Here is a 19,812-nt window from a genome sequence, read left to right on the forward strand (position 1 = left end):
AGTAGGAATTATGCATGAGCCATATATAAACAAAAAATATGTATGAGCTAAGAGCAGTTTTAGAAAACCCTCAGGCGCTAATTACCCTGGGAGTTTTACTGTTAGCAATAGTGCTTTTTATTAGTGGTTATTTAGCCCCTGAATTAACAGGTTTATTGAGCGTTGCGTTGTTAATGGCTACAGGAGTTTTATCGCCGCAAAAGGCTTTATCCGGTTTTGGCAGCCCAGCCTTAATAACTTTAATGGGACTTTTTGCTGTATCAGCTGCCTTATTTAAAAGTGGTGCTCTAGATAGATTGCGAGAGTTAATTGCATCAGACAGCATTAGGACTCCACGAAGATTAATAGCATTTTTAGGTTTTGTTGTCGCTCCTATATCTGGTGTTGTTCCTAATACTCCAGTAGTTGCTTCACTACTACCTGTTATCGAAGCTTGGTGCTTAAAACGGAAACTATCTCCCTCTAGGGTTTTATTGCCTCTTTCATTTGCAACCGTTTTAGGAGGAACCCTTACTTTGCTTGGTAGTTCGGTCAATCTTTTAGTCAGTGATATTAGTCAGCAACTTGGTTATGGTTCTTTAGAGCTCTTTAGTTTCACTGCTATAGGAGTTCCTATTTGGCTTTTAGGGACGGCTTATTTATTGATGGCCCCTCAAGGCTTGTTGCCTGATCGAGGTAGAGATAATACTGAATTTGTCGGCAGTCCAGGTCAAACAGGTTATTTCACTGAGGTCACCATTCCCAGTGACTCTGAATTAGTTGGCAAGTCTTTGCATAACAGTCGATTACAACGTCGCTTTGATGTCGATGTCTTAGAGCTTCAGAGAGGCAAGGAAAGATTGTTACCTCCTCTTGCAGATCGAATGATTGAACCTGGAGATAGATTATTACTTCGTGTGACCCGAACAGATTTGTTACGTCTTCAGCAGGAACATACTGTTCAGTTAGCTCAACAATCTCTTAGCAATCATTCAGAACAACGATCTAACTTACTTGAAGAAGAAGGTCAAAAAACTGTAGAGGTTCTTCTTCCAGCAGGGTCAACTTTAGCCGGAGCTAGTCTTCGTGAATTAAGGTTTCGTCAAAGGCATAATGCAACTGTATTGGCTCTAAGACGTGGTCAGCAAACCGTGCAAGAACGTTTGGGTCAAGCAATCTTGAGGGAAGGAGATGTATTACTTTTACAGGCTCCTATAGATTCTATACGAGGTCTGCAAGCCAATAATGATTTACTTGTATTAGATCAATTTGAGAATGATTTACCAACTGTCAGTAGAAAACCAATTGCTATTGGAATTGCAATTTCCATGGTGCTTTTACCAACTTTTACGTCTTTACCATTAGTAGCTTCAGTTTTGATTTCTGTTATTGCTATGGTTGTCGGAGGATGTTTGCGTCCGGCTGAAGTACAGAGATCTATACGTCTTGATGTCATACTTTTGTTGGGGTCTCTGTCTAGCTTTAGTGTTGCAATGCAGGCCACGGGACTTGCAGATGCGTTTGCAGGAAGTCTTGACGATTTCCTTGTTGGTTTACCTACATATATGGCTCTATTAGTTGTTTTTTTCTTAACAACTATCTTTACTCAATTTATTAGTAATGCCGCTTCAGTAGCATTATTGGCTCCAGTCGCGGTCCAATTGGCTCCTGGGATGAATCTTCCCCCAATAGCTCTTTTGATGACTGTTTTGTTTGGTGCTAGTCAGTCTTTTTTAACACCAATGGGTTATCAGACTAACTTGATGGTTTTTGGCCCTGGTCGTTATCGATTTCTTGACGTCACAAGGTATGGTGCTGGTTTAACAGCATTGATGACAGTTTTTGTTCCTTTATTAATTATTTGGCAATACGGAGGTAATTGAATTAATTGTGCTTGTGAATAAAACAATTTATAAAAAATCCGCTTGGTATAGAAGGTTAACTGTTCCTCAATTCACAGTAGTAACTGGTTTGTTAGTTGTAACTTTAGGAACAATTATTTTAGCTGCTCCGATTTGTTCTAGCGAAGATGTAGGGATATGGGAGTCTTTTTTTACGGCAACCTCTGCAGTAACTGTAACAGGCTTAACTATTATTGATGTAGCAAGTGATTTAACTATTTTTGGACAAATTATTTTAGCATTTATGCTTTTAATTGGAGGTTTAGGGTTAATGGCTATAACTACTTTTCTTCAAGGTTTTGTTATCAGTGGTACAGAATTAAGATGTCGCTTGGATCGAGGTAAAACACTTGATGAGTTTGGTGTTGGTGGCGTAGGAAAAACGTTTTGGGGGATAGCACTTACTGCTTTTATTTTAATTGGTATAGGAGCATTTTTCTTATTTTATTTTGGCTTTACAGATATCCCTTCTTTAGGAGAAAGGCTTTGGGTATCACTTTTTCATAGCATTTCTGCTTATAACAATGCTGGCTTTGGCCTCTGGTCTGACAGTATGAGTTCTTATAGGTCAAATGGGACAGTAAACCTTGTTATTCTTTTGCTAATTATCTTAGGTGGATTGGGTTGGCGAGTGACAAGTGACCTCTGGACAAATCGTAAACACTTTAATTTTAGAAAGCTGAGCCTTCATACACGCTTAGTACTTAGAACCTCTCTGTTCTTAATTGTTTTAGGAACATTGGGATTGCTTGTTACGGAATCAATCGGTCAGGGATATTTTTTCTCAGGTATGGGATTTAAAGAGCGCCTTACAGCATCATTATTTCAGTCAATCAGCGCACGTACTGCTGGCTTTACCAATATCCCGATATCCATTGAAAGTATTACTGATTCCGGACTGTTGCTGCTCATGACATTGATGTTCATTGGTGCGAGTCCAGGGGGTACTGGAGGTGGAGTGAAAACAACAACTATTGCTGCTTTAATGGCTGCCACTAGATCTACTCTGAGAGGCCAAGATGATGTTGTAATACGCTACCGACGTATTTCAGACAAGGTTGTTTTAAAAGCTGTTGGCATTACGGTTGGATCTTTGATTTTTGTTTTGATGATGGCATTATTAATAACAATGACTAATAGTCTTAATGGTACAGAGCTCTTTTCATTTTTAGAGATTTTATTTACCTGTATTTCTGCATTCGCCACAGTTGGTTTCGACATTGGTGTAACACAGCAATTAAGCCACTTTGGTCAATTTGTGCTTATCGTCGGTATGTTTGTGGGAAGATTAGGTATCCTTTTACTACTAAGTGCAATTTGGCAAGTTTTAAACAGAGGGAGATTTCACAATCAAAATCGAATTGGCTACCCAAGAGAGGATCTATATGTTTGAATTTTTTATGATTGAGGAAACATCATGAGTGAGTGGTGGCAATGGCTCCCTAAAAAGGATGCTGATTCGTTTGGGTTTGCTGTTGTAGGCATAGGACGTTTTGGAAGTGCTGTATGTCGTGAGCTAATTAGAAATGGCGCGGATGTACTGGCGGTTGATTCTTCTGAGAAAGCTATTGAGGAATTACGTCAATTAGAACCTTCTATAGAGGCAAGAGTAGTTGATTCAACTGATGAAGAATCTATGAAAGAAGCTGGTGTTCTTGAAATGGGAACAGTAGTAGTAGGGATTAGTGAGCCAATTGAAGCAAGCATTACTACTACCCTGATTGCGAAAGATACTGAGGGAAGTCGTGTACAGCAAGTAATTGCAAGAGCAACTAGTGACTTACATGAGAAAATGCTCAAGCGTGTTGGTGCCGATAGAGTAGTTTTTCCTTCCAGAATGCAGGGAGAGCGTTTAGGGCTTGAGCTTGTTCGACCTAATTTGATAGAAAGATTAGAATTAGATAATCAGACAGGAATTGATGAAATTAAAGTCCCTACATCTTTTGTAGGTAGCTCTTTAAGAGATCTGAATCTTCGTAAAAATTACCTTGTAAATGTTTTAGCGGCAGGTCCTGCAGAACGTTTAACCGTAAATCCACCGGCAAAATATATTTTAGAAGAAGACCATGTACTAGTAGTCATGGGCTTGATGGAGGACTTGCAAAAATTACCTGAAACATAGATATGTATGTTTTGGGTTTAATGAGTGGTACCAGCGCAGATGGCGTGGATGCTTCTTTGGTTGAATTTAAAGGTAATCCATACCGTCCTAAATGGAGATTAGTAAATTCAACTTATACGCCATATTCTTTGAATTTACGAGAAGAGATTATTAATTGTGGTCAAGGGCTCAAATTGAATAGTCAACGCTGGCTAGAGCTTGCAGAATCCATTACGGAATTTCATGCTCTAGCAGCTAGAACTTGTGATCCGAAGGGTAAAGCAGTAATAGTTGGAGGTCATGGTCAAACGGTTTTTCATAGACCTCCTTGTTCTTCTAAGAGAGGAGCAAGTTTGCAATTGTTGCAGGCGCCTTTATTAGCAACTTTGCTACACAAGCCAGTTATTTATGATTTTAGAGCTAAAGATTTGGCCTTGGGTGGTGAAGGAGCTCCTTTGGTTCCCCTTGCTGATAAGGCCTTGCTTGGAAGAGGATTGGGCTGGCGTGGAGTCTTAAATATAGGAGGCATTGCAAATATTTCTTTAATCCCTCCACGATTTGGTCCAGATAGAGATTTTCCTGTTTTGGGTTGGGACTGTGGTCCAGGAAATACTCTTATTGATCTGGCTGTGCAGACTGTTTGCAGGGGCAAATTAACCTTCGACTGTAATGGTTTGATTGCTTCAAAGGGGTCTCCAGATTTATACCTTATTGAGAAATGGCTGGAAGAACCTTTTTTTAAAAAAATACCACCAAAATCCACTGGGAGAGAGACATTCGGTTTAGAGGATTTAGATAGACGTTTGACTGAGATGAGTCAAATGACCTCTAATGATTTAATAGCTACCTTAACGGTTTTTTCTGCCTGCGTAATAGCACAAGATTTGAGGAGTTTATATAACACCAAATCTATTCTTCCTATTGAGCTTTTTGTTGCGGGTGGAGGGGCAAAAAACCCTTTTTTAATGCGAGAAATTGCTTCAAGATGCCATGGGATTAAAGTGCAAACTATTGATTTAATAGGAATTCCAGTTGTAGCTAGAGAGGCAATAGCTTTTGCACTTTTGGCATGGTGGAATGTTTTAAATACACCAGGCTCTTCTAGCTTGACAACAGGTGTTTCTAGACCAGTAGTACTTGGGACTAAAGCGACTCCAAATTAAATAAATTCTTAGTTTCCAGGTCTTAAAAGTTTAAATCTGCGAGGAGCGCCTCTGAGTCTTCTTGTTTGTTGAGCTTCTAATGCAGAGATAAATTGTTCTCTGTTTTTGATCGAAGAGTCTTCATTAGTGCCTCTCAAGGCAGATGAATCAAGACGTTGTATTCCTTCTTGAATTAAAACCTTTGCCATATTGCTTACGGTCCTTGATTCTCTGGCGGCTAAGAAATGTAATTTTTCGCACAATTCTTCAGTTAGGACAACTTGAATCCTTGGAGATTTTGGTTTGCCATTTGATGAGTTTTGACGGGTAGCCATGACTCAGCAAAACTAACGGTTAATAAATAGTGTACACTGGTGTGCAAGGATAGTATCCACGAGTATGATTTTGCTAACCACTTTCAAAAATCATTTTGAGTCATCCTTGCCGGTGACAAGTTATTTCTCAACTTATTAGTTGATTTCCTAGTTCAGTTAGTCAAAGGATTTTCAATGTCTAAACCAATTCTTCCTAAAGCACCTTCTCGCAGGTCCCCTCGCCCCTCTAAATCCATTGAAGGCAAAGTTGTTCCTAAAGTGAAAACCAACAGGAAACGACAGAGTGCGAAGGAGAATAGTGATGTATTGGTCTCAGCAGTCATTAGCTCCTATTTACTTACTCATTTGCACCATGTTTTGCAAAGGGCTGAATTGGTTGCTAGTCAAGAAGGTAGAGGTGTTCAAGCAGCTAACTTTGCTCAATTGAGGAAGGTACTTTGCATGGATGCCAGAAGTATGCAAGATGCTTCTGCCTTAGGTTTTGCAGATGGTGACTTAGATAAATTTCATGATTCAAATTTTGGGTCAAAAGTTGCTTAATTGAATAGGGTTAATGTAGATACATTGATTTTCATGAGCAGCAATGCGGCGAAGCTCTATCACAAAATTGAAGCAGACGCTTCATATACAAAGATGCTTTTTCGCCAGGCTCTTCAAGATCCACAAGGAGCCTTGAAGTCAATTTGTGATATAGGAGAACAAATAGGGCTTCCTGTGACGAAGGAAGAAGTAAAAGAATATCTTTCTACCTTGGATGATTCAGATACAAAGCAATGGCTGATAAAAGCTAGAGGAGGGTTGTGAATTTTAATTCTTGGTAGATGGTTTAGGTTCAAGTTTCTGAATTAAAGGAGCTTCGGTCGCTTCTCTTCTGTCATAACCACCCCCACCTGCCAATGTCCAAAAGAACCAATAGCTTGGTATCGCTAATGCAGCAGCCAAGAAAATGGCAGTAATTTGTTCCAGTCTTATCATTTCTGAAGATCCGGAATGATTAATATGAGACTCTTGTTTGTTATCAATTCTAGAACTATACCCATGCATGAGGTTTGCTCATAGTGATAAGACTAGAGAGAGTTAGCAAAATTTATTCCACTGGGGAAGTTCTTAAAGACGTTACTTGGGAAATCAAGTCTGGGCAAAGGGTTGGCCTTGTCGGTGTAAATGGTGCTGGTAAATCAACTCAATTGAGAATCATTGCTGGTTTAGAAGAACCGTCCGCTGGAGAAATTGTTAAACAAGGAGAACCAGCTATTGCATATTTACAACAAGAATTTGATGTTGACCCTTCTAGAACTGTTAGGGAAGAATTATTTCAGGCTTTTTCGGAAGCATCATTGGTTTTAAATCAAAAAATCGAAGTCGAGCATTCATTAGAATCGCCGAAAGCTATTAATGACTCTATTTATTTAGGTCAACTAGTTAAAGAGTTGGGTGCTCTTCAAGCACGATTTGAGGCGGTACATGGTTATGAACTTGAAGCAAAGATTGATAAGTTGTTACCAACTATAGGTTTTCGAATTGATGAGGGGAATCAATTAGTTGGTAATTTTTCTGGTGGATGGCAAATGAGAATAGCGTTAGGTAAAATACTTTTACAAGAACCAGATCTATTATTATTAGATGAGCCTACGAATCATTTAGATTTAGATACAATCGAATGGCTAGAAAATTATTTATTGCAGCAGAACTCTGCCATGATAATTATTAGTCATGATAGAAGATTTTTAGATAAAATTTGTACAAATATAGTTCATACTGAAAATGGTAAATCGAAGTTTTATATTGGAAATTATACTAAATATCTTGAGCAGAAATCGTTTGAAGAGGAATCTTTAAAAGCAGCTTTTGATCGTCAACAGAAAGACTTAGATGTACAAAAAGCTTATATAGATCGCTTTAGGGCAAGTGCTACTAGAAGTACGCAAGCTAAAAGTCGTGAGAAGATGATTAGTAAAATTGATCGAATAGAATTGCCAGTTAGTCAATTGGCTCAGCCAAAGTTTTCTTTTTCTAATGCACCTCGCTCAGGTAAGCATATAGCTAGTGCAAAAGATATATCACTTACTTATGAAGATAAAATTATTTTTTTAGGAGCAAATCTTGAGATTGTATCGGGGGATCGTATCGCAATAATGGGTCCTAATGGATCTGGTAAATCTACTTTTCTTAGGTTATTGATGGGGATGGAAAAGCCTGAAGATGGCGAAATTAATATAGGTAAATATAATGTTTTAATTAGTTATTTTGAGCAGAATCAATCTGAAGCTCTTGATTTAAATAAGACAGTTATTGAAACTATATACGAAGCGGCACCGGAATGGCCTCAACGAAAAGTCCGTTCATTATTAGGAAATTTTGGCTTTACAAAAGATGAAGTATTTAAAAATGTATCTGATTTAAGCGGGGGGGAGAAGGCTCGTCTTGCCTTGGCTTTGATTATAGTGAACCCATGCAATTTTTTATTGCTTGATGAGCCTACCAATCACTTAGATATACCTGCAAAAGAAATGCTAGAAGAAGCAATTAATGATTTTAGTGGCTCTGTAATTATCGTATCTCACGATAGATATTTTATTTCTAAAGTTGCTAATAAAATTATTGAAATAAGGGATGGCCAGATGTTTCTTTATTTAGGAAATTATGACTATTATAAAGGTAAAAAATTAGAAGAAGAGAAGAATAAACAAGAGGAGATAGAGCTGGCAAAAAAAGAAGCAAGGCGTTTGGCTAATCGTGACCGTCAAAGGAAAAGAAAGATAAAGACAAAAAAATCATAATACTCTTACAATTAATTGATTTCGAATAAACTCATGTCAATGGGTCTAACTAGTATTTTTATATTCTTACCATTTCTAAATATCTTAAATGTAACTCTTTTTTCAATACCATTATTGCTGATTTCGTTGATCACCTCTTCAGCATTATTAACCATGAGACCATTTATCGAAATTACGATATCATTTAATTTAAAACCAGCTTTTTCTGCAGGACTATTCGGTATCACTCTAGCAACTCTAACTCCTGCATTAAATTTTTTTTCATTTTTAGATTGGACGTTAGAAAGATTAATACCAATCATTGGGTGTATTGCTTTACCAGTATTTATTAACTGGTTTGCAATTTCTATAGCTTGATTAATAGGTATTGCAAATCCTAATCCAGCTCCTGGACCTGTTCTCACGAGTGTGTTAATACCTATTACTTCTCCAGCGGAATTAAGTAATGGCCCTCCAGAGTTCCCAGGATTAATTGCTGCATCAGTTTGAATTAACTTCAACCTTTTATCAGAAATACCCAATTGAGAAACATTTCTATTTAAGTTACTAATAATACCTAGAGTAACTGTTTTTTCTAAACCGAAAGGGTTGCCTACTGCAATTGCCCAATCACCTACAACAAGTTTGTCTGAATTACCTAAAAGTGCTATAGGCCATGGCCCCTTGCCTTGAATGCGAACCACTGCTAGATCAGTTAGATAATCTTGGCCAATAATCTCCGCTGGAAATCTTTTGCCATCTGATAATCCAATAATCAATTTGTCAGTATTTTCAACCACATGTGCATTAGTTAATACCAAACCATCTTCTGAAAAAATGACCCCACTTCCTTGGCTTTTCTGAACATGGTGCTTAGGAGATTGGCTATTTGGAGGGTTGAAAAATTTCTCAAGATTAGGGTCCACAAAGAAATTTTTGGGAAAGATGTACTGTCTTACTGTTATTTTGCGTTGAGTTTCAATGGTGACGACGGCAGGACCACTTTGATTAACCGCTTCTGTCACAAATGATTTTCCTGGGACTAAGCTTCTTGAACTTTCTGTCAGATAAGGGCTATGGAGATTTGGAGATGATTTAACGTAATAAGCTGATATGCCCAGTAATAATCCACATAATCCAGAGTTATAAATTAATTGGGCTATTTTCATTATCTTTGGGTTGAAATTCTTTCTTTGGCCAATTCAGATGAGATCATCAATTACTAATTAATTTTGAAGCTTAAATAATTTTTTTAGTTTTGTTGTATTGAATTTCTTACTTAGAAAGAACACAACTTATTTCAACCTATAGTTTTCATAATCTTATTGCCGCCATAGGGGGGTGGACTTCTTTAAGATAGCTATAGGCAACCAATCAAACCATCGATGAGTATAAATGCAGAGTTATTTCTTCTCATTTTTGTATCTCGTAGCAGTACTTGTTCTTCTATGGCAAGCATTCCGAGTGATGTTCAGGAGCTTATCTAGGGTCGATGAATTACCCAGGAAATCCCTTCATGATGGAGATGACCGTACTGGTAGATTAACTATTCATCCTGAATTGCTTAATAAAGAAGGAGAGATAACAGATGAAGACTTGCTCACAGTTCGTTTCTCTAATGACCTTGAACCTCCACAATCCTCTGAATGATTATCGTATTAGGTTATATGAGATTCTTAAATGAATAAGGTTTTCATTAATTACACGGGGGGTTAATTTTGGAATCAAGAACTCGAATAGTAGTTGCTGTCCTGAAAACTGTGAAATTGCCACCACGGTTTCGGTTGAAATTATTGAAAGAAGATCCGGTACGTCTTGAATTAAGCCTGACCCCTGCATATGGCAAGGAGCCTATTCAGGTCGGTTTGGTTGAGTCTCTTGATTTAGTTGCTCGTCGCGATAGAGAAGGGCGTATCCCTAGAGATCTGCAAGGGACATGGGATTGGACTGTTCGCCATGAGAAAGTTAGTACAGGAGGTTGGAACCCTTTTCTTAAAGAGGCTCTACAGACTATGTTTGAGACTGGTTTGCCTGCAATTATTTATGAGGAACTCACAGGCGAGGAATATCATCCTGTTGATGGAGTTAGGCATGTCAGATAAGAGGTTTCCAGCTTTAGAAACGATTAGACCATGATTTTTTCTGTATTGTTCGATAAAATTATCAATAAATATTTTGCAAACTAATGAACCAAGATAATTCACCTCGATATGGGTTCGTAAATTATGCAGAAATTTGGAATGGCCGCTTGGCAATGATTGGTATTTTGGTTGGTCTCAGTACAGAGCTTTTGACTGGTCAAGGAATTCTTGGTCAAATTGGTTTCGGCTGAATTTCGTGCTGACTCCTAATCATATTTTCCTAATTTGGATTTAGAACCACTCCCAACTTATTCAGTTAAGGAGTTAAATCATGCAATAGGTAGCTTGATAGCAAGAGGCTTTGCGCCACGTTTTAACCTTGTAGCGACTGTCTCTAAATCTCAACTAAAGAACGGACATCTGTGGCTAACACTTACTGATGGCGAAGCAAGCATTACGGGAGTTATTTGGGCATCTACTTTAAAGAAAGTTAGCTTTCAACCTAACGAGCAAGATGGGATTGAAATTTTTGGGAGATTAAATTTTTGGGAAAATAGGGCAAGTTTAGTGGTTCAAGTAATTGCAATAAGACCAACACTTTCAACAGTTCTAAAGAAATTTGAAGTAGTTCGTGATTTATTAATTAAGGAAGGATTAATAGATGAAGCAAGACGAAGAAAATTACCAAAGTATCCAAAAAATATAGCTATTTTGACAAGTGTGCCAAGTTCTGCACTCGCAGATATTTTGAGAACAGCTAAAGAAAGGTGGCCAGCTTCAAAAGTTTTTATTTTTCCTATACCTGTTCAAGGAGATGTTTCTAAAAAAATAAAGCTTGTAATTGAAAGAGTAATAAATCATCAAAAAAAATTTAAAATAGAAGCCATTGTTTTAGCAAGAGGTGGAGGCAGCAGAGAAGATCTAATGATATTTGATGATGAAGAACTTTGTAGGTCTCTTGCAAATTTACCGGTTCCATTAATTACAGGCCTAGGCCATGAGGATGACTTAACAGTTGCTGATTTAGTGGCAGATCATCGCTCAGCAACTCCTACTGCAGCAATTGTTGATTTATTGCCAAGCCGAGAGATTGCTAAAGAGTATTGCTTACAGATTCGAAAGAGATGTGATGGTTATTTTGTTTGGGCTCTCAATAAAGAAAAACAAAAACTATTAGAACGGAAATTCCAATGGAATAAAGAATCACCCTTAAAAACTATTAAAAGTATTAGGAAGGATTTAGATACGAGAAAACAAATTCTTAAAACTTTATCTCTAGAATCTATTCTGAAAAGAGGTTTTTGTATAATTACAAATCAATCAGGTGAGACCATTAGGAATTGCATGAATGTTAAACTCAATGAAAAATTAACTCTTGAGTTAATGGATGGTTATATTGAAACCAAGGTTGAAGATGTTCAGCTTAATAGGAATTTGTAGTGGCTACATCAGACGCTAATAAAAAAAATACTAAAAAGTTTAATGAAACTAAGAAATTAGATGATTACTCATTAAAACAATTTATAAAAGAATCAAAAAGTAAAATATCTCATTTGTCTTATGAACAAGCCTTAAATGAGCTTGATATCTTATTGGAAAAAATGCAAACTTCTAATATTTTAGTAGAGGATTTAAAGAGGTCTTATATTAAAGGGAAATTATATCTGGAACATTGTGAAAAATTATTGGAAAAAGTAGAACAGGAAGTTATTGAAATTAGCGAAGAAGATTTAAATTAATCTGACTCTTCAGCTTCTATATCTATTGTTGCAGAGCTGGCAGGTGAATTTGTTTCTTTATTATTATCAGAAATTTCATTTACTTGCTCTGATCCACATATTGGACATTGATATAGATTTGATGGATATGTTGTTCCACATGAATTACATTGAATCATTCGAGATTTTATAACTTTCCATCCTATCCATCCAATTATAGTTAATAATATTGGTATAAATAAACTAAGTAAAATTAAACTGCCAGCTAAATCAAAGAGAAACTTACCTGCTGGTGTAGGCAATAGAAAAAGTAATATAATGGCTATAGGAAGCAAACCAGCTGATTTGTTCATATTTTAAGTTTTAGCTTTGAGAAGTTCTCTTTGTTTATGCCTTTTCATTTGACCTGTTGCTAGCACAACACTCCAGCATTGTCCAAAATATAGTATTAATCCAACAAGCCAAATCCAAAGGGTTAATACCAGTACTCCACTAATTAATCCATACGCTTGAAAACGTGAACCAAGAGAGAGAATTGTTCTGCTAACGGCGGAATTAAGTAATGTTAATAATGTTCCAATCATTACTGAACCAGGAATTAATGGTCTAAGAGGGACTCTTCTAGGTGGAACTAAACTTTGAAATAAAAATGCCATTACAGTAAAACCTATAAATGGAATTACTACTTGCCCTAGTTCTATTACCGGTATTCTTGCCAATGTATTTGTGATAGCAGGACTTGAATTCTTCAAGTCTGTCCATACTGCACCTGGTATCAATCTTATATACGCACTTATTTCATCAAGAACCATTAAAAAACCAACTAAAAGAACAACTAAGAAAGCTTCTACCCTATTTCGAATAAATCTAAATGCTTGCTCTTTAAATGGTTTTCCTCCATTTTTAATTGGGAGAGCATCTTCCCAAAGTCGATCTGCCCCTCTTTGCAAAGTTAGATATGCATTCCCAGCAGTAATGATTAAAAACATTGCTCCAAGTATGCCTGCGCCAAATTTTTGATTAACCAGCTTTACTAATGTTGTATCAACTAAACCAACTACTGATGGTGGCAAAACTTGAGCAGCCAAACCAATTATTTGTTGATCAAGACCTTGTTGGTTGCCTAGAAACCATGACGCTACAGAGAGTGAAATTAATAGAATTGGGAAGAATGACTGAAGTGTGTAATAGGCAAAAGCAGCACTAAGGTCAACGCAGTCGCATCTACTCCATCTTTGTGATGCGTGCCACAAACTTCTAATCAACCATCTACATTGGCTTTTCCATCGATTAATCACTCTTGGCCTAGTCAAGTTAATTAATATTTTAATAGCTAATCAGAAGATTTCTTGTAAAAGCAATTTTATTTATATTATTAGACTAGTAATTTGCAATTTTGATATTTAACTTAGGATAAATATGCTCCATTAATATATTACTCCATGGCACAAGCTTTTCTAAATCCTGTTCAGATATAGCTGTAATTAAGGGGAAATTTACTTGGCTTAAATTCCTTCCAGCATCTAAATTTGTTGGATTAATGTCTAACCAACGGATAGGACACTTTAATTCAGTTAAAATTAACCAAGCAGCAGCAATATCCCAAATTTTTGGAGTTGCTTCTAATGCTCCAAAGGTTTGCCCAATTGCTACGCTTAGCATATTTAAGCTTGATACACCTAATAGACGAATTTTGCCTGGAAAAGACTCGCTTGGTCTTTTTTGCAAGACGTTTATTGATCTACTGCAAAGAGAAACGCATTCACTTTTAGAAGTTAATTTCTTTTGAGGATCTATTTTTTCGTTGTTAACCCATACTCCTTTACCTCTGATTGCAAGAATTCTTTTTTTTAAAGCGGGAATATCTAGTAAAGCAGTTTGAGGCGATCCTCCTGCAAAACGGGCAATCGAAATACCCCAATGAGGTATTCCTGCTGCAAAATTTGTTGTTCCATCTAGAGGGTCAACAACCCAATATGCTTGAGAATTAGGCACTATTTTTGAACCTTCTTCACTTAAAACACCTTCTTGGTTCGAAGTAATCCTTGTAATTTCTCGGACTATGAATTCATCACTCCATCTATCACAACTTGTTATTAAGGTTCCATCCTTTTTAAGTTCAGTACTTATTTGACCAAAGTCATTAAGTTGGCGAATTACCACTTTATCAACCATCTCATTTATTTCCTTGAGCTGGGTTGAATGAAGTTGAGTTGGAGTTTCTTGCATCATATATATTTATTATATAAGTTCTTTACAAGGTAAACTCATTTCGTTTGTGTTTGAATTCATATAACTATCACTGCCTTCATTTTTTTCCTCCAATTCAACGTCTTTAATTTGTGTACATGCTTGTAAATTATTAATGCCTGTTTCTCTACGTAATTTGATGAGGTTGGAATTATAATCTGTTATTGATACAACATAATTTACTTCAGCCTCGGTAAGATCTCGCTGATTGCTAACTACTTCCCGTTGGGTTGTAATCCCTGCTTTTAATCTTAATAATGCTAATCTTAAAGCTTCTTTCGCTGCTAAAACTTCATTAAAGGTATTATTAATATTATTTTTTGCTATTTCTAAATTGTAAAAACTTTCTTCTACCTCTTTGCGAATTTGATTTTTTCTTGAAGTAAAATCGGCTTCCAGTTCTTTTGTTTTTTCTTTCCTTGAATGATAAGCAGATTTTCCATATCCACCGTCAAATATTTTCCAGTCAAATTGCAAACCTATAGTATTACTATCGCTGAATGTATTGTTGCTCATATCTGGATTAGACACGCCAACCTGGCCTTGACTTAGTGAAGTACTATATGTATTGAATATGCTTAATTTGGGCTGAGAAGAAGCTAAAACAGAGTTAGCTTTGCTATTATTTATTGAGATATCTAGTATTAATTTCTTTAGTTCTTTTTGGTATGAATATGCATTAATAATACTTTCCTCTAAGGAAGTATTCCAGACTCCAATAATCTCAGGTCTTGAAACTATTATAGGGTTTGTATTGTAATTGAGATTAAGTATATTTGCTAACCCTCTTTGATTAATTCTCTTTTCTCCCAATTTTCTTGTATGTAATTGCTTATCTTTGGCTAATTGCGCTTTTGCTTCAAGAACTTCAAATTTGGTACCTATCCCTGCATCTAATCTAATCTCAGCTTCTTCAAGAGATTGCTTGGAAGTTAAAATAGAGTCTTTTGCTATGCGAACCTCTTCATTCGATTTTTGTAATTGAAAGAATTGTTTGAGTCCTTCAAGAAATAAGTCTCTTAATTTAATCTCATATGCAATTTTTGCATTATCTAATTCGTCTCTAGCTGCAGCAATATCAGGTACCCGAGATGGATTTACTAGGTACCATCTTACTGTAGTACTAAGGCTTGCTTTCAATTGCTTACTGGATGTGTCAGCGGAGGATTCATTGTAAGTTGTACCTGATAAGTATTGTGGCAAGCCTGTCCCTGAAACATCAAGGTTTGGGTACCAGGAGGAGATTTCACTTTTTAAAGTATATTTAGCTTGTTCAATTCTACTTCTCATTATTTCTAATTCTTTACTATTAATTTTAATTAGATTCAAAATATCTTCTTTAGCTAAAATAATCTCTTTTGTAATCTTTACTTCATTAATTTGACTAGGGACTTTTAGATTAACATCTCTTTCTGCACTTATAACTTTATCGCTGAATGGAGAGATTGCACAACATATTGCTCCATTAAAAAGGAGTGTTGTAATAATAAATTTTGAAGAGATTCTTCTCATTGACAGCAATAGATTAATTAATGATTGTTGACTTTTCTTCTATCCCTATAGCCTTAGAAATAAAGTCAATTGGTCCATAAACAATTTCTATAGGAACATTGAGAACTCTGCTTACCTCGTTTACTTTCATATTATCAAGAAAAACATCTTTTTGATGTTTCAGCATTACTGAAGGAAGTAGTAATACCTCTCCTAAGTCTTTTTGATGTAATCCTTCTATAAGATCTTTTCCTGTTAGCAATCCTGTTACTACTTTATCTTGTCCCCAGTAGTTACTAGGTAGTCCATACAAATAGATTGATAAAGAGCCAACTCTATTTAGTTTCTCGCATATAGGGGTAAGAGCACTTTCCACCAGCTTGCCAACTACCCAGCTGCAGCATCGTGGCTTTTCAATTCTTTTAGGTAGACCTTGAGTTGCTTTATTCAAATTTTCTAGAAAGGATCGGATGCTGCCAACGCCATTTTCTTCTTGAGGTAGGTCTTCATATTCTTCTCTCTTTGGTAAGGGTTTTTCTGCTAGCAAGTACCATTCATCAGAGAGCCATGCAAATCTGGATCCTAGTGAGGCTTTATAAGTTTGTTGAAGCTTTTCAACTTGATTTATAACTGTGTTTGCGCATTCATGACTGACAGGGATTAAGCCGTCATTATCAGGTCGAAAACGTGTTAATCCTACTGGGACTACTGCTGCAGATAGCACTGCTGGCCAGTTGCCTTGAGCATATTTAAATAGATCGTTAAGTGTATTCTCAAGGTTTTTTCCATCATTTAAGCCAGGGCAAACAACAACTTGAGCATGGATTTGTAGATTTCGTTCTGAAAACCATTTTATTTGATTCATAATCAATCCAGCACGTTCATTCTTTAACATTTTTGACCTTACTTTTTCATTAGTAGAGTGAACAGATATAAATAAAGGGGAGAGTCTCTGAACCTCAATTCTTGACCAATCATTTTTGTTCAGATTAGTAAGTGTTAAATAAGATCCATATAAAAAACTCATTCTATAATCATCATCTTTAATGTATAAACTTTTTCTCTGTCCTTTTGGTTGTTGATCAATAAAACAAAATGAGCAATTGTTATTGCATTGATAGATACCATCAAAGAGAGCTTCTGTGAATGCAAGACCTAGATTTTGATCATTATCTTTTTCAAGTTGTATTTCATGTAATTTCCCATTTTTGTCAAGAACCTTTAGTTCTAGCTCTTCTTCAACAATTAAATATCTGTAATCAATTAGATCTCGTGGTTTTGTTCCATTTATGCTAATTAATTTGTCTCCAGGCTCAAATCCCAGCTCCTCGCCTATGGAGCCCGGTTCAACATGCTCCACTATTGCAGGCTTAATAGCTTTTACTCCCTTGGAATTCAGGGAATTTTCAGCAACTATTTTTTGAGAAGGCTCATTCCACACAGTTTAAGAGCATGAGATGTTCAGAGTGAATTTAATGGATAGTTGAAGATCAATGCTTAATTTCAATTGATCAACCCTATGCATAAATTTGTACTCATGTGCATAGGTTTTATCTTACTTTTCTATAAATATCTCCCTACCAGTTTATTTAATAAAAGGAGAAACTGCTGGCTAGCTAATTTGAATTTGCAACATTCTGAACAACTCTCCCTCCACTAAAAATCACGCTTGTTTCAATGACGTGTATTTAACGAACCCAAGGACGCTGCAATTTTGGGCTAGTTCACTTGTCGTGCTCCCTGTTTTTTTACAAGCACCATGGGTGCATTTTCAACCTTTGTCTGCCCTTTTGTTTACTTTTGTCCTTTTGGGAGTTGGTTTTTATTTAGGTGATTATTGTGATGGGAAATGGTCTCGCATTGGTTCACTTTTAGTAGGCGTTAGTGGAAGTTGGTTAGGTGGATGCCTGTTTTGGGGTTGGTTGAGAATGCATCCTGTTCTTCATCTTCCAGTCGAAGCTGTGGCAACTCCATTGGCTTTGATAGGAATAACGACTAAATGGCGAATAGGAGCAAGTTTCTATTTGGCTTGCTTGCTTGGGACAGCTTTTACAGATTTTATGATGGTTCTTACTGGAGTCATGGGTAAATGGCCTGAAGTTGTGAATGCATCTTTTGACAATGCTTCAAAAGCTCTGAACGAAACAGCATTAAATCTTTTGCACCCTTGGCCAATATTTTTGCTTTTAATTGCAGCTGTTTTCATATTCTTAATTTCAGATCAAATGCGTCAGAGAGGAAATATTGTTATGTCCTTAGAAGGTGCAACTTGGTTAGTAGCAAGTGCAGCATTAACAACTACTTTATGGGTTGATGGCTTGTTTTTATTAACAACTTTGCTTCAACCTAAATTAAGTGGATTGATTTGATTCATAAAGTATTTATGGATTTAAATAATTCCTATAAAATAATTCCTTCTAATTGGGATGTAATAGTAATAGGTGCAGGTGCAGCAGGTTTGATGACTTGCCTTGAAATGCCTGCGAATTTGAAAATTTTGCTTTTAAATAGGAATACAAGTAATAGATCGGCTAGCAGATGGGCGCAAGGAGGTATAGCTGCTGTTACCCGATCTGAAGATAGTCTGTCAAGTCATGCCGAGGACACTTTTAATGCAGGTGCTGGCTTATGTGATTTTGATTCAGTAAAGATGCTTGTAGATCAAGCACCGCAATGTGTTCAACGTCTCCTGAATCTTGGAATGGATTTTGATAGGGATCTCAATGGTCTTGCTACAACTTTAGAGGCGGCTCATAGTCATAGGCGTGTCTTACATGTTCAGGATCGAACAGGAAGAGCTTTAGTTGATGTGCTTCGTGATCAAGTCGAACAGCGTTCTAATATTCTTCATCGTCGGGGAGTTCGAGCTACTCAGCTATTAGTTGAAAATAATCGTTGTTTAGGTGTACAAGTTCTTGATGGACCTCTTTTGCATTGGATTTTTTCTAGAGCAGTGGTCCTAGCGACTGGGGGTGGCGGTCATTTATTTAAAAACACTACAAATCCTGCTCAAGCATCGGGCGAAGGTATTGCTCTTGCATGGAATGCAGGCGCAGCTATTGAGGATCTTGAATTCGTTCAGTTTCATCCGACGGCAATAAAACTTGACGATGCTCCATGCTTTCTAATTTCTGAGGCAGTAAGAGGGGAGGGGGCTGTTTTAGTAGATCGACAAGGAAATAGTCCTGTAAGCCATTTAGAAAGAAAAGATCTCTCCTCTAGAGATCAGGTAAGTAGAGCTCTTTTTCAAGCAATGCACCATCAAAAAATCGATCACATTGGTCTTGATTTAAGAAATATTCCTAAAGACAAATTAGAGATGCAGTTCCCTTCGATTCTTCAAAGATGTAGAGATCTTGGAGTTGATCCATTGACAAATTTAATACCAGTTGCACCAGCAGCTCATTATTGGATGGGAGGAGTATCAACAGATTTACAAGCGGCGACATCACTTTCAGGTTTATACGCTGTCGGTGAAGTTGCTTGTACAGGCGTTCATGGTGCCAATAGATTGGCAAGTAATTCCTTAATGGAATGCCTAGTATTTGCGAGGCAAATGTCTCTGATTGAATTAACAAATATCTCTGACACTTTAAGTATTAGTAAAAAAATAATTACTTCTAATCCTTCTATTCCATTGAGTGAAAATATAAATTCTAATTCTTTAATCTCTTCAATAGGTGATTTACGTTCTTTGTGCTGGAAAGAAGCAGGAGTAGATAGAACGGAAAAAGGAATGATTAGGGCAATACGAAAAATTAAAAAGGATCTTTACTTCTTTAATAATGAGAAATTATTAGATTTTATTAGAAATCAAACTCTTGATAGCTGTACTCACTTCAATGAGAGTAGCCGGAAGGATTTAAACTTGCTTTTAGATTTAACTCATAGACAATTAACTAGTCTATTGATGTTACAAGCTTGTTTATTTAGGAAGGAAAGTAGAGGGGGTCATTTTAGAAAAGATACACCCAGAAAGGTACCTTTTTGGCAGTGCCATTCTAGACAGATTAAAGGAAAAGAAATTTCAACCAGGGCAGTTAAATTTAAATAAG

22 protein-coding genes are annotated in these 19,812 nt (G+C 36.6%); 14 read left to right on the forward strand and 8 right to left on the reverse strand.

Features of this window, described 5'->3' with window-relative positions:
• Positions 1-38 precede the first annotated feature (38 nt).
• Genes O5635_RS06985 through O5635_RS07000 form a run of 4 tightly spaced genes read left to right on the forward strand, consistent with a single transcriptional unit; the run spans position 39 to position 5,144 of the window.
• Positions 39-1,862: an SLC13 family permease gene (locus O5635_RS06985; protein WP_036901751.1), complete on the forward strand. Its 1,824-nt coding sequence runs from the start codon at positions 39-41 to the stop codon at positions 1,860-1,862.
• 7 nt (positions 1,863-1,869) lie between these two features.
• Positions 1,870-3,273 carry a TrkH family potassium uptake protein gene (locus O5635_RS06990; RefSeq protein WP_052042805.1) on the forward strand — a complete coding sequence of 468 codons (1,404 nt, stop codon included), beginning with the start codon at positions 1,870-1,872 and terminating at the stop codon, positions 3,271-3,273.
• Positions 3,274-3,297: 24 nt separating this feature from the next.
• A complete protein-coding gene (locus O5635_RS06995) occupies positions 3,298-4,002 on the forward strand; it encodes a potassium channel family protein (protein ID WP_036901748.1) in 705 nt (234 codons plus the stop codon).
• A 2-nt stretch (positions 4,003-4,004) separates the two neighbouring features.
• A complete protein-coding gene (locus O5635_RS07000; protein ID WP_036901746.1) occupies positions 4,005-5,144 on the forward strand; it encodes an anhydro-N-acetylmuramic acid kinase in 1,140 nt (379 codons plus the stop codon).
• Positions 5,145-5,152: 8 nt separating this feature from the next.
• On the opposite strand, the gene O5635_RS07005 is transcribed toward O5635_RS07000, so the two are convergent.
• Positions 5,153-5,458, reverse strand: a complete 306-nt coding sequence (locus O5635_RS07005; protein WP_036901743.1) for a ribbon-helix-helix domain-containing protein — start codon at positions 5,456-5,458, stop codon at positions 5,153-5,155.
• Between the two features lie 174 nt (positions 5,459-5,632).
• Between O5635_RS07005 and O5635_RS07010 the strand changes: the two genes are divergently transcribed.
• Both O5635_RS07010 and O5635_RS07015 read left to right on the forward strand, forming a co-directional pair.
• Entirely contained in the window at positions 5,633-5,998 is a 366-nt protein-coding gene (locus O5635_RS07010) for a hypothetical protein (RefSeq protein ID WP_036901741.1), read from the forward strand.
• 33 nt (positions 5,999-6,031) lie between these two features.
• Positions 6,032-6,262, forward strand: coding sequence for a hypothetical protein (locus tag O5635_RS07015; RefSeq protein WP_036902093.1), 231 nt, complete (start codon positions 6,032-6,034; stop codon positions 6,260-6,262).
• A gap of 3 nt (positions 6,263-6,265) precedes the next feature.
• On the opposite strand, the gene O5635_RS07020 is transcribed toward O5635_RS07015, so the two are convergent.
• Entirely contained in the window at positions 6,266-6,502 is a 237-nt protein-coding gene (locus O5635_RS07020; RefSeq protein ID WP_036901738.1) for a hypothetical protein, read from the reverse strand.
• A 14-nt stretch (positions 6,503-6,516) separates the two neighbouring features.
• Here O5635_RS07020 and O5635_RS07025 point away from each other — a divergent pair, with 14 nt between their 5' ends.
• Positions 6,517-8,238, forward strand: a complete 1,722-nt coding sequence (locus O5635_RS07025; RefSeq protein ID WP_036901737.1) for an ATP-binding cassette domain-containing protein — start codon at positions 6,517-6,519, stop codon at positions 8,236-8,238.
• An 11-nt stretch (positions 8,239-8,249) separates the two neighbouring features.
• Here O5635_RS07025 and O5635_RS07030 read toward each other — a convergent pair whose 3' ends face one another.
• Entirely contained in the window at positions 8,250-9,386 is a 1,137-nt protein-coding gene (locus O5635_RS07030; protein ID WP_036901735.1) for a trypsin-like peptidase domain-containing protein, read from the reverse strand.
• Between the two features lie 250 nt (positions 9,387-9,636).
• Here O5635_RS07030 and O5635_RS07035 point away from each other — a divergent pair, with 250 nt between their 5' ends.
• The 5 genes from O5635_RS07035 (at position 9,637) to xseB (ending at position 12,037) form a co-directional block, all read left to right on the forward strand.
• Positions 9,637-9,867, forward strand: a complete 231-nt coding sequence (locus O5635_RS07035) for a DUF2973 domain-containing protein (RefSeq protein ID WP_332299662.1) — start codon at positions 9,637-9,639, stop codon at positions 9,865-9,867.
• Positions 9,868-9,935: 68 nt separating this feature from the next.
• The gene (locus tag O5635_RS07040) at positions 9,936-10,319 is read left to right on the forward strand and encodes a hypothetical protein (protein ID WP_036901732.1); all 384 of its coding nucleotides are present in this window, start codon (positions 9,936-9,938) and stop codon (positions 10,317-10,319) included.
• Between the two features lie 83 nt (positions 10,320-10,402).
• Positions 10,403-10,549, forward strand: a complete 147-nt coding sequence (locus O5635_RS07045) for a chlorophyll a/b-binding protein (protein WP_036901728.1) — start codon at positions 10,403-10,405, stop codon at positions 10,547-10,549.
• A 34-nt stretch (positions 10,550-10,583) separates the two neighbouring features.
• On the forward strand, positions 10,584-11,738 hold the full coding sequence (xseA, locus tag O5635_RS07050) for an exodeoxyribonuclease VII large subunit (protein WP_036901725.1): 1,155 nt from the start codon (positions 10,584-10,586) through the stop codon (positions 11,736-11,738).
• Entirely contained in the window at positions 11,738-12,037 is a 300-nt protein-coding gene (gene xseB / locus O5635_RS07055; protein WP_081934278.1) for an exodeoxyribonuclease VII small subunit, read from the forward strand. The genes xseA and xseB overlap by 1 nt, the downstream gene beginning before the upstream one ends.
• Here xseB and O5635_RS07060 read toward each other — a convergent pair.
• The 5 genes from O5635_RS07060 to O5635_RS07080 all read right to left on the reverse strand — a co-directional run bounded on the left by O5635_RS07060 (position 12,034) and on the right by O5635_RS07080 (position 17,198).
• Positions 12,034-12,369, reverse strand: coding sequence for a hypothetical protein (locus O5635_RS07060; protein WP_036901724.1), 336 nt, complete (start codon positions 12,367-12,369; stop codon positions 12,034-12,036). The genes xseB and O5635_RS07060 overlap by 4 nt on opposite strands.
• Positions 12,370-12,372: 3 nt before the next feature.
• Positions 12,373-13,314 (reverse strand): YihY/virulence factor BrkB family protein, encoded by a 942-nt coding sequence (locus O5635_RS07065; RefSeq protein ID WP_036901722.1) that lies wholly within the window; start codon positions 13,312-13,314, stop codon positions 12,373-12,375.
• A gap of 82 nt (positions 13,315-13,396) precedes the next feature.
• The gene (locus O5635_RS07070; RefSeq protein ID WP_052042877.1) at positions 13,397-14,245 is read right to left on the reverse strand and encodes an inositol monophosphatase family protein; all 849 of its coding nucleotides are present in this window, start codon (positions 14,243-14,245) and stop codon (positions 13,397-13,399) included.
• Between the two features lie 12 nt (positions 14,246-14,257).
• Positions 14,258-15,778, reverse strand: a complete 1,521-nt coding sequence (locus O5635_RS07075) for a TolC family protein (protein WP_036901720.1) — start codon at positions 15,776-15,778, stop codon at positions 14,258-14,260.
• A 13-nt stretch (positions 15,779-15,791) separates the two neighbouring features.
• Complete coding sequence (locus O5635_RS07080; protein WP_081934277.1) at positions 15,792-17,198, reverse strand: TIGR03279 family radical SAM protein; 1,407 nt, start codon at positions 17,196-17,198, stop codon at positions 15,792-15,794.
• Positions 17,199-17,439: 241 nt separating this feature from the next.
• Between O5635_RS07080 and O5635_RS07085 the strand changes: the two genes are divergently transcribed.
• The gene (locus O5635_RS07085) at positions 17,440-18,126 is read left to right on the forward strand and encodes a DUF3120 domain-containing protein (protein WP_269607356.1); all 687 of its coding nucleotides are present in this window, start codon (positions 17,440-17,442) and stop codon (positions 18,124-18,126) included.
• 14 nt (positions 18,127-18,140) lie between these two features.
• Positions 18,141-19,811, forward strand: coding sequence for an L-aspartate oxidase (gene nadB, locus O5635_RS07090; RefSeq protein ID WP_036901718.1), 1,671 nt, complete (start codon positions 18,141-18,143; stop codon positions 19,809-19,811).
• Position 19,812: the final 1 nt, after the last annotated feature.

Source organism: Prochlorococcus marinus str. MIT 0919 (assembly GCF_027359375.1).
Classification (GTDB): domain Bacteria; phylum Cyanobacteriota; class Cyanobacteriia; order PCC-6307; family Cyanobiaceae; genus Prochlorococcus_D.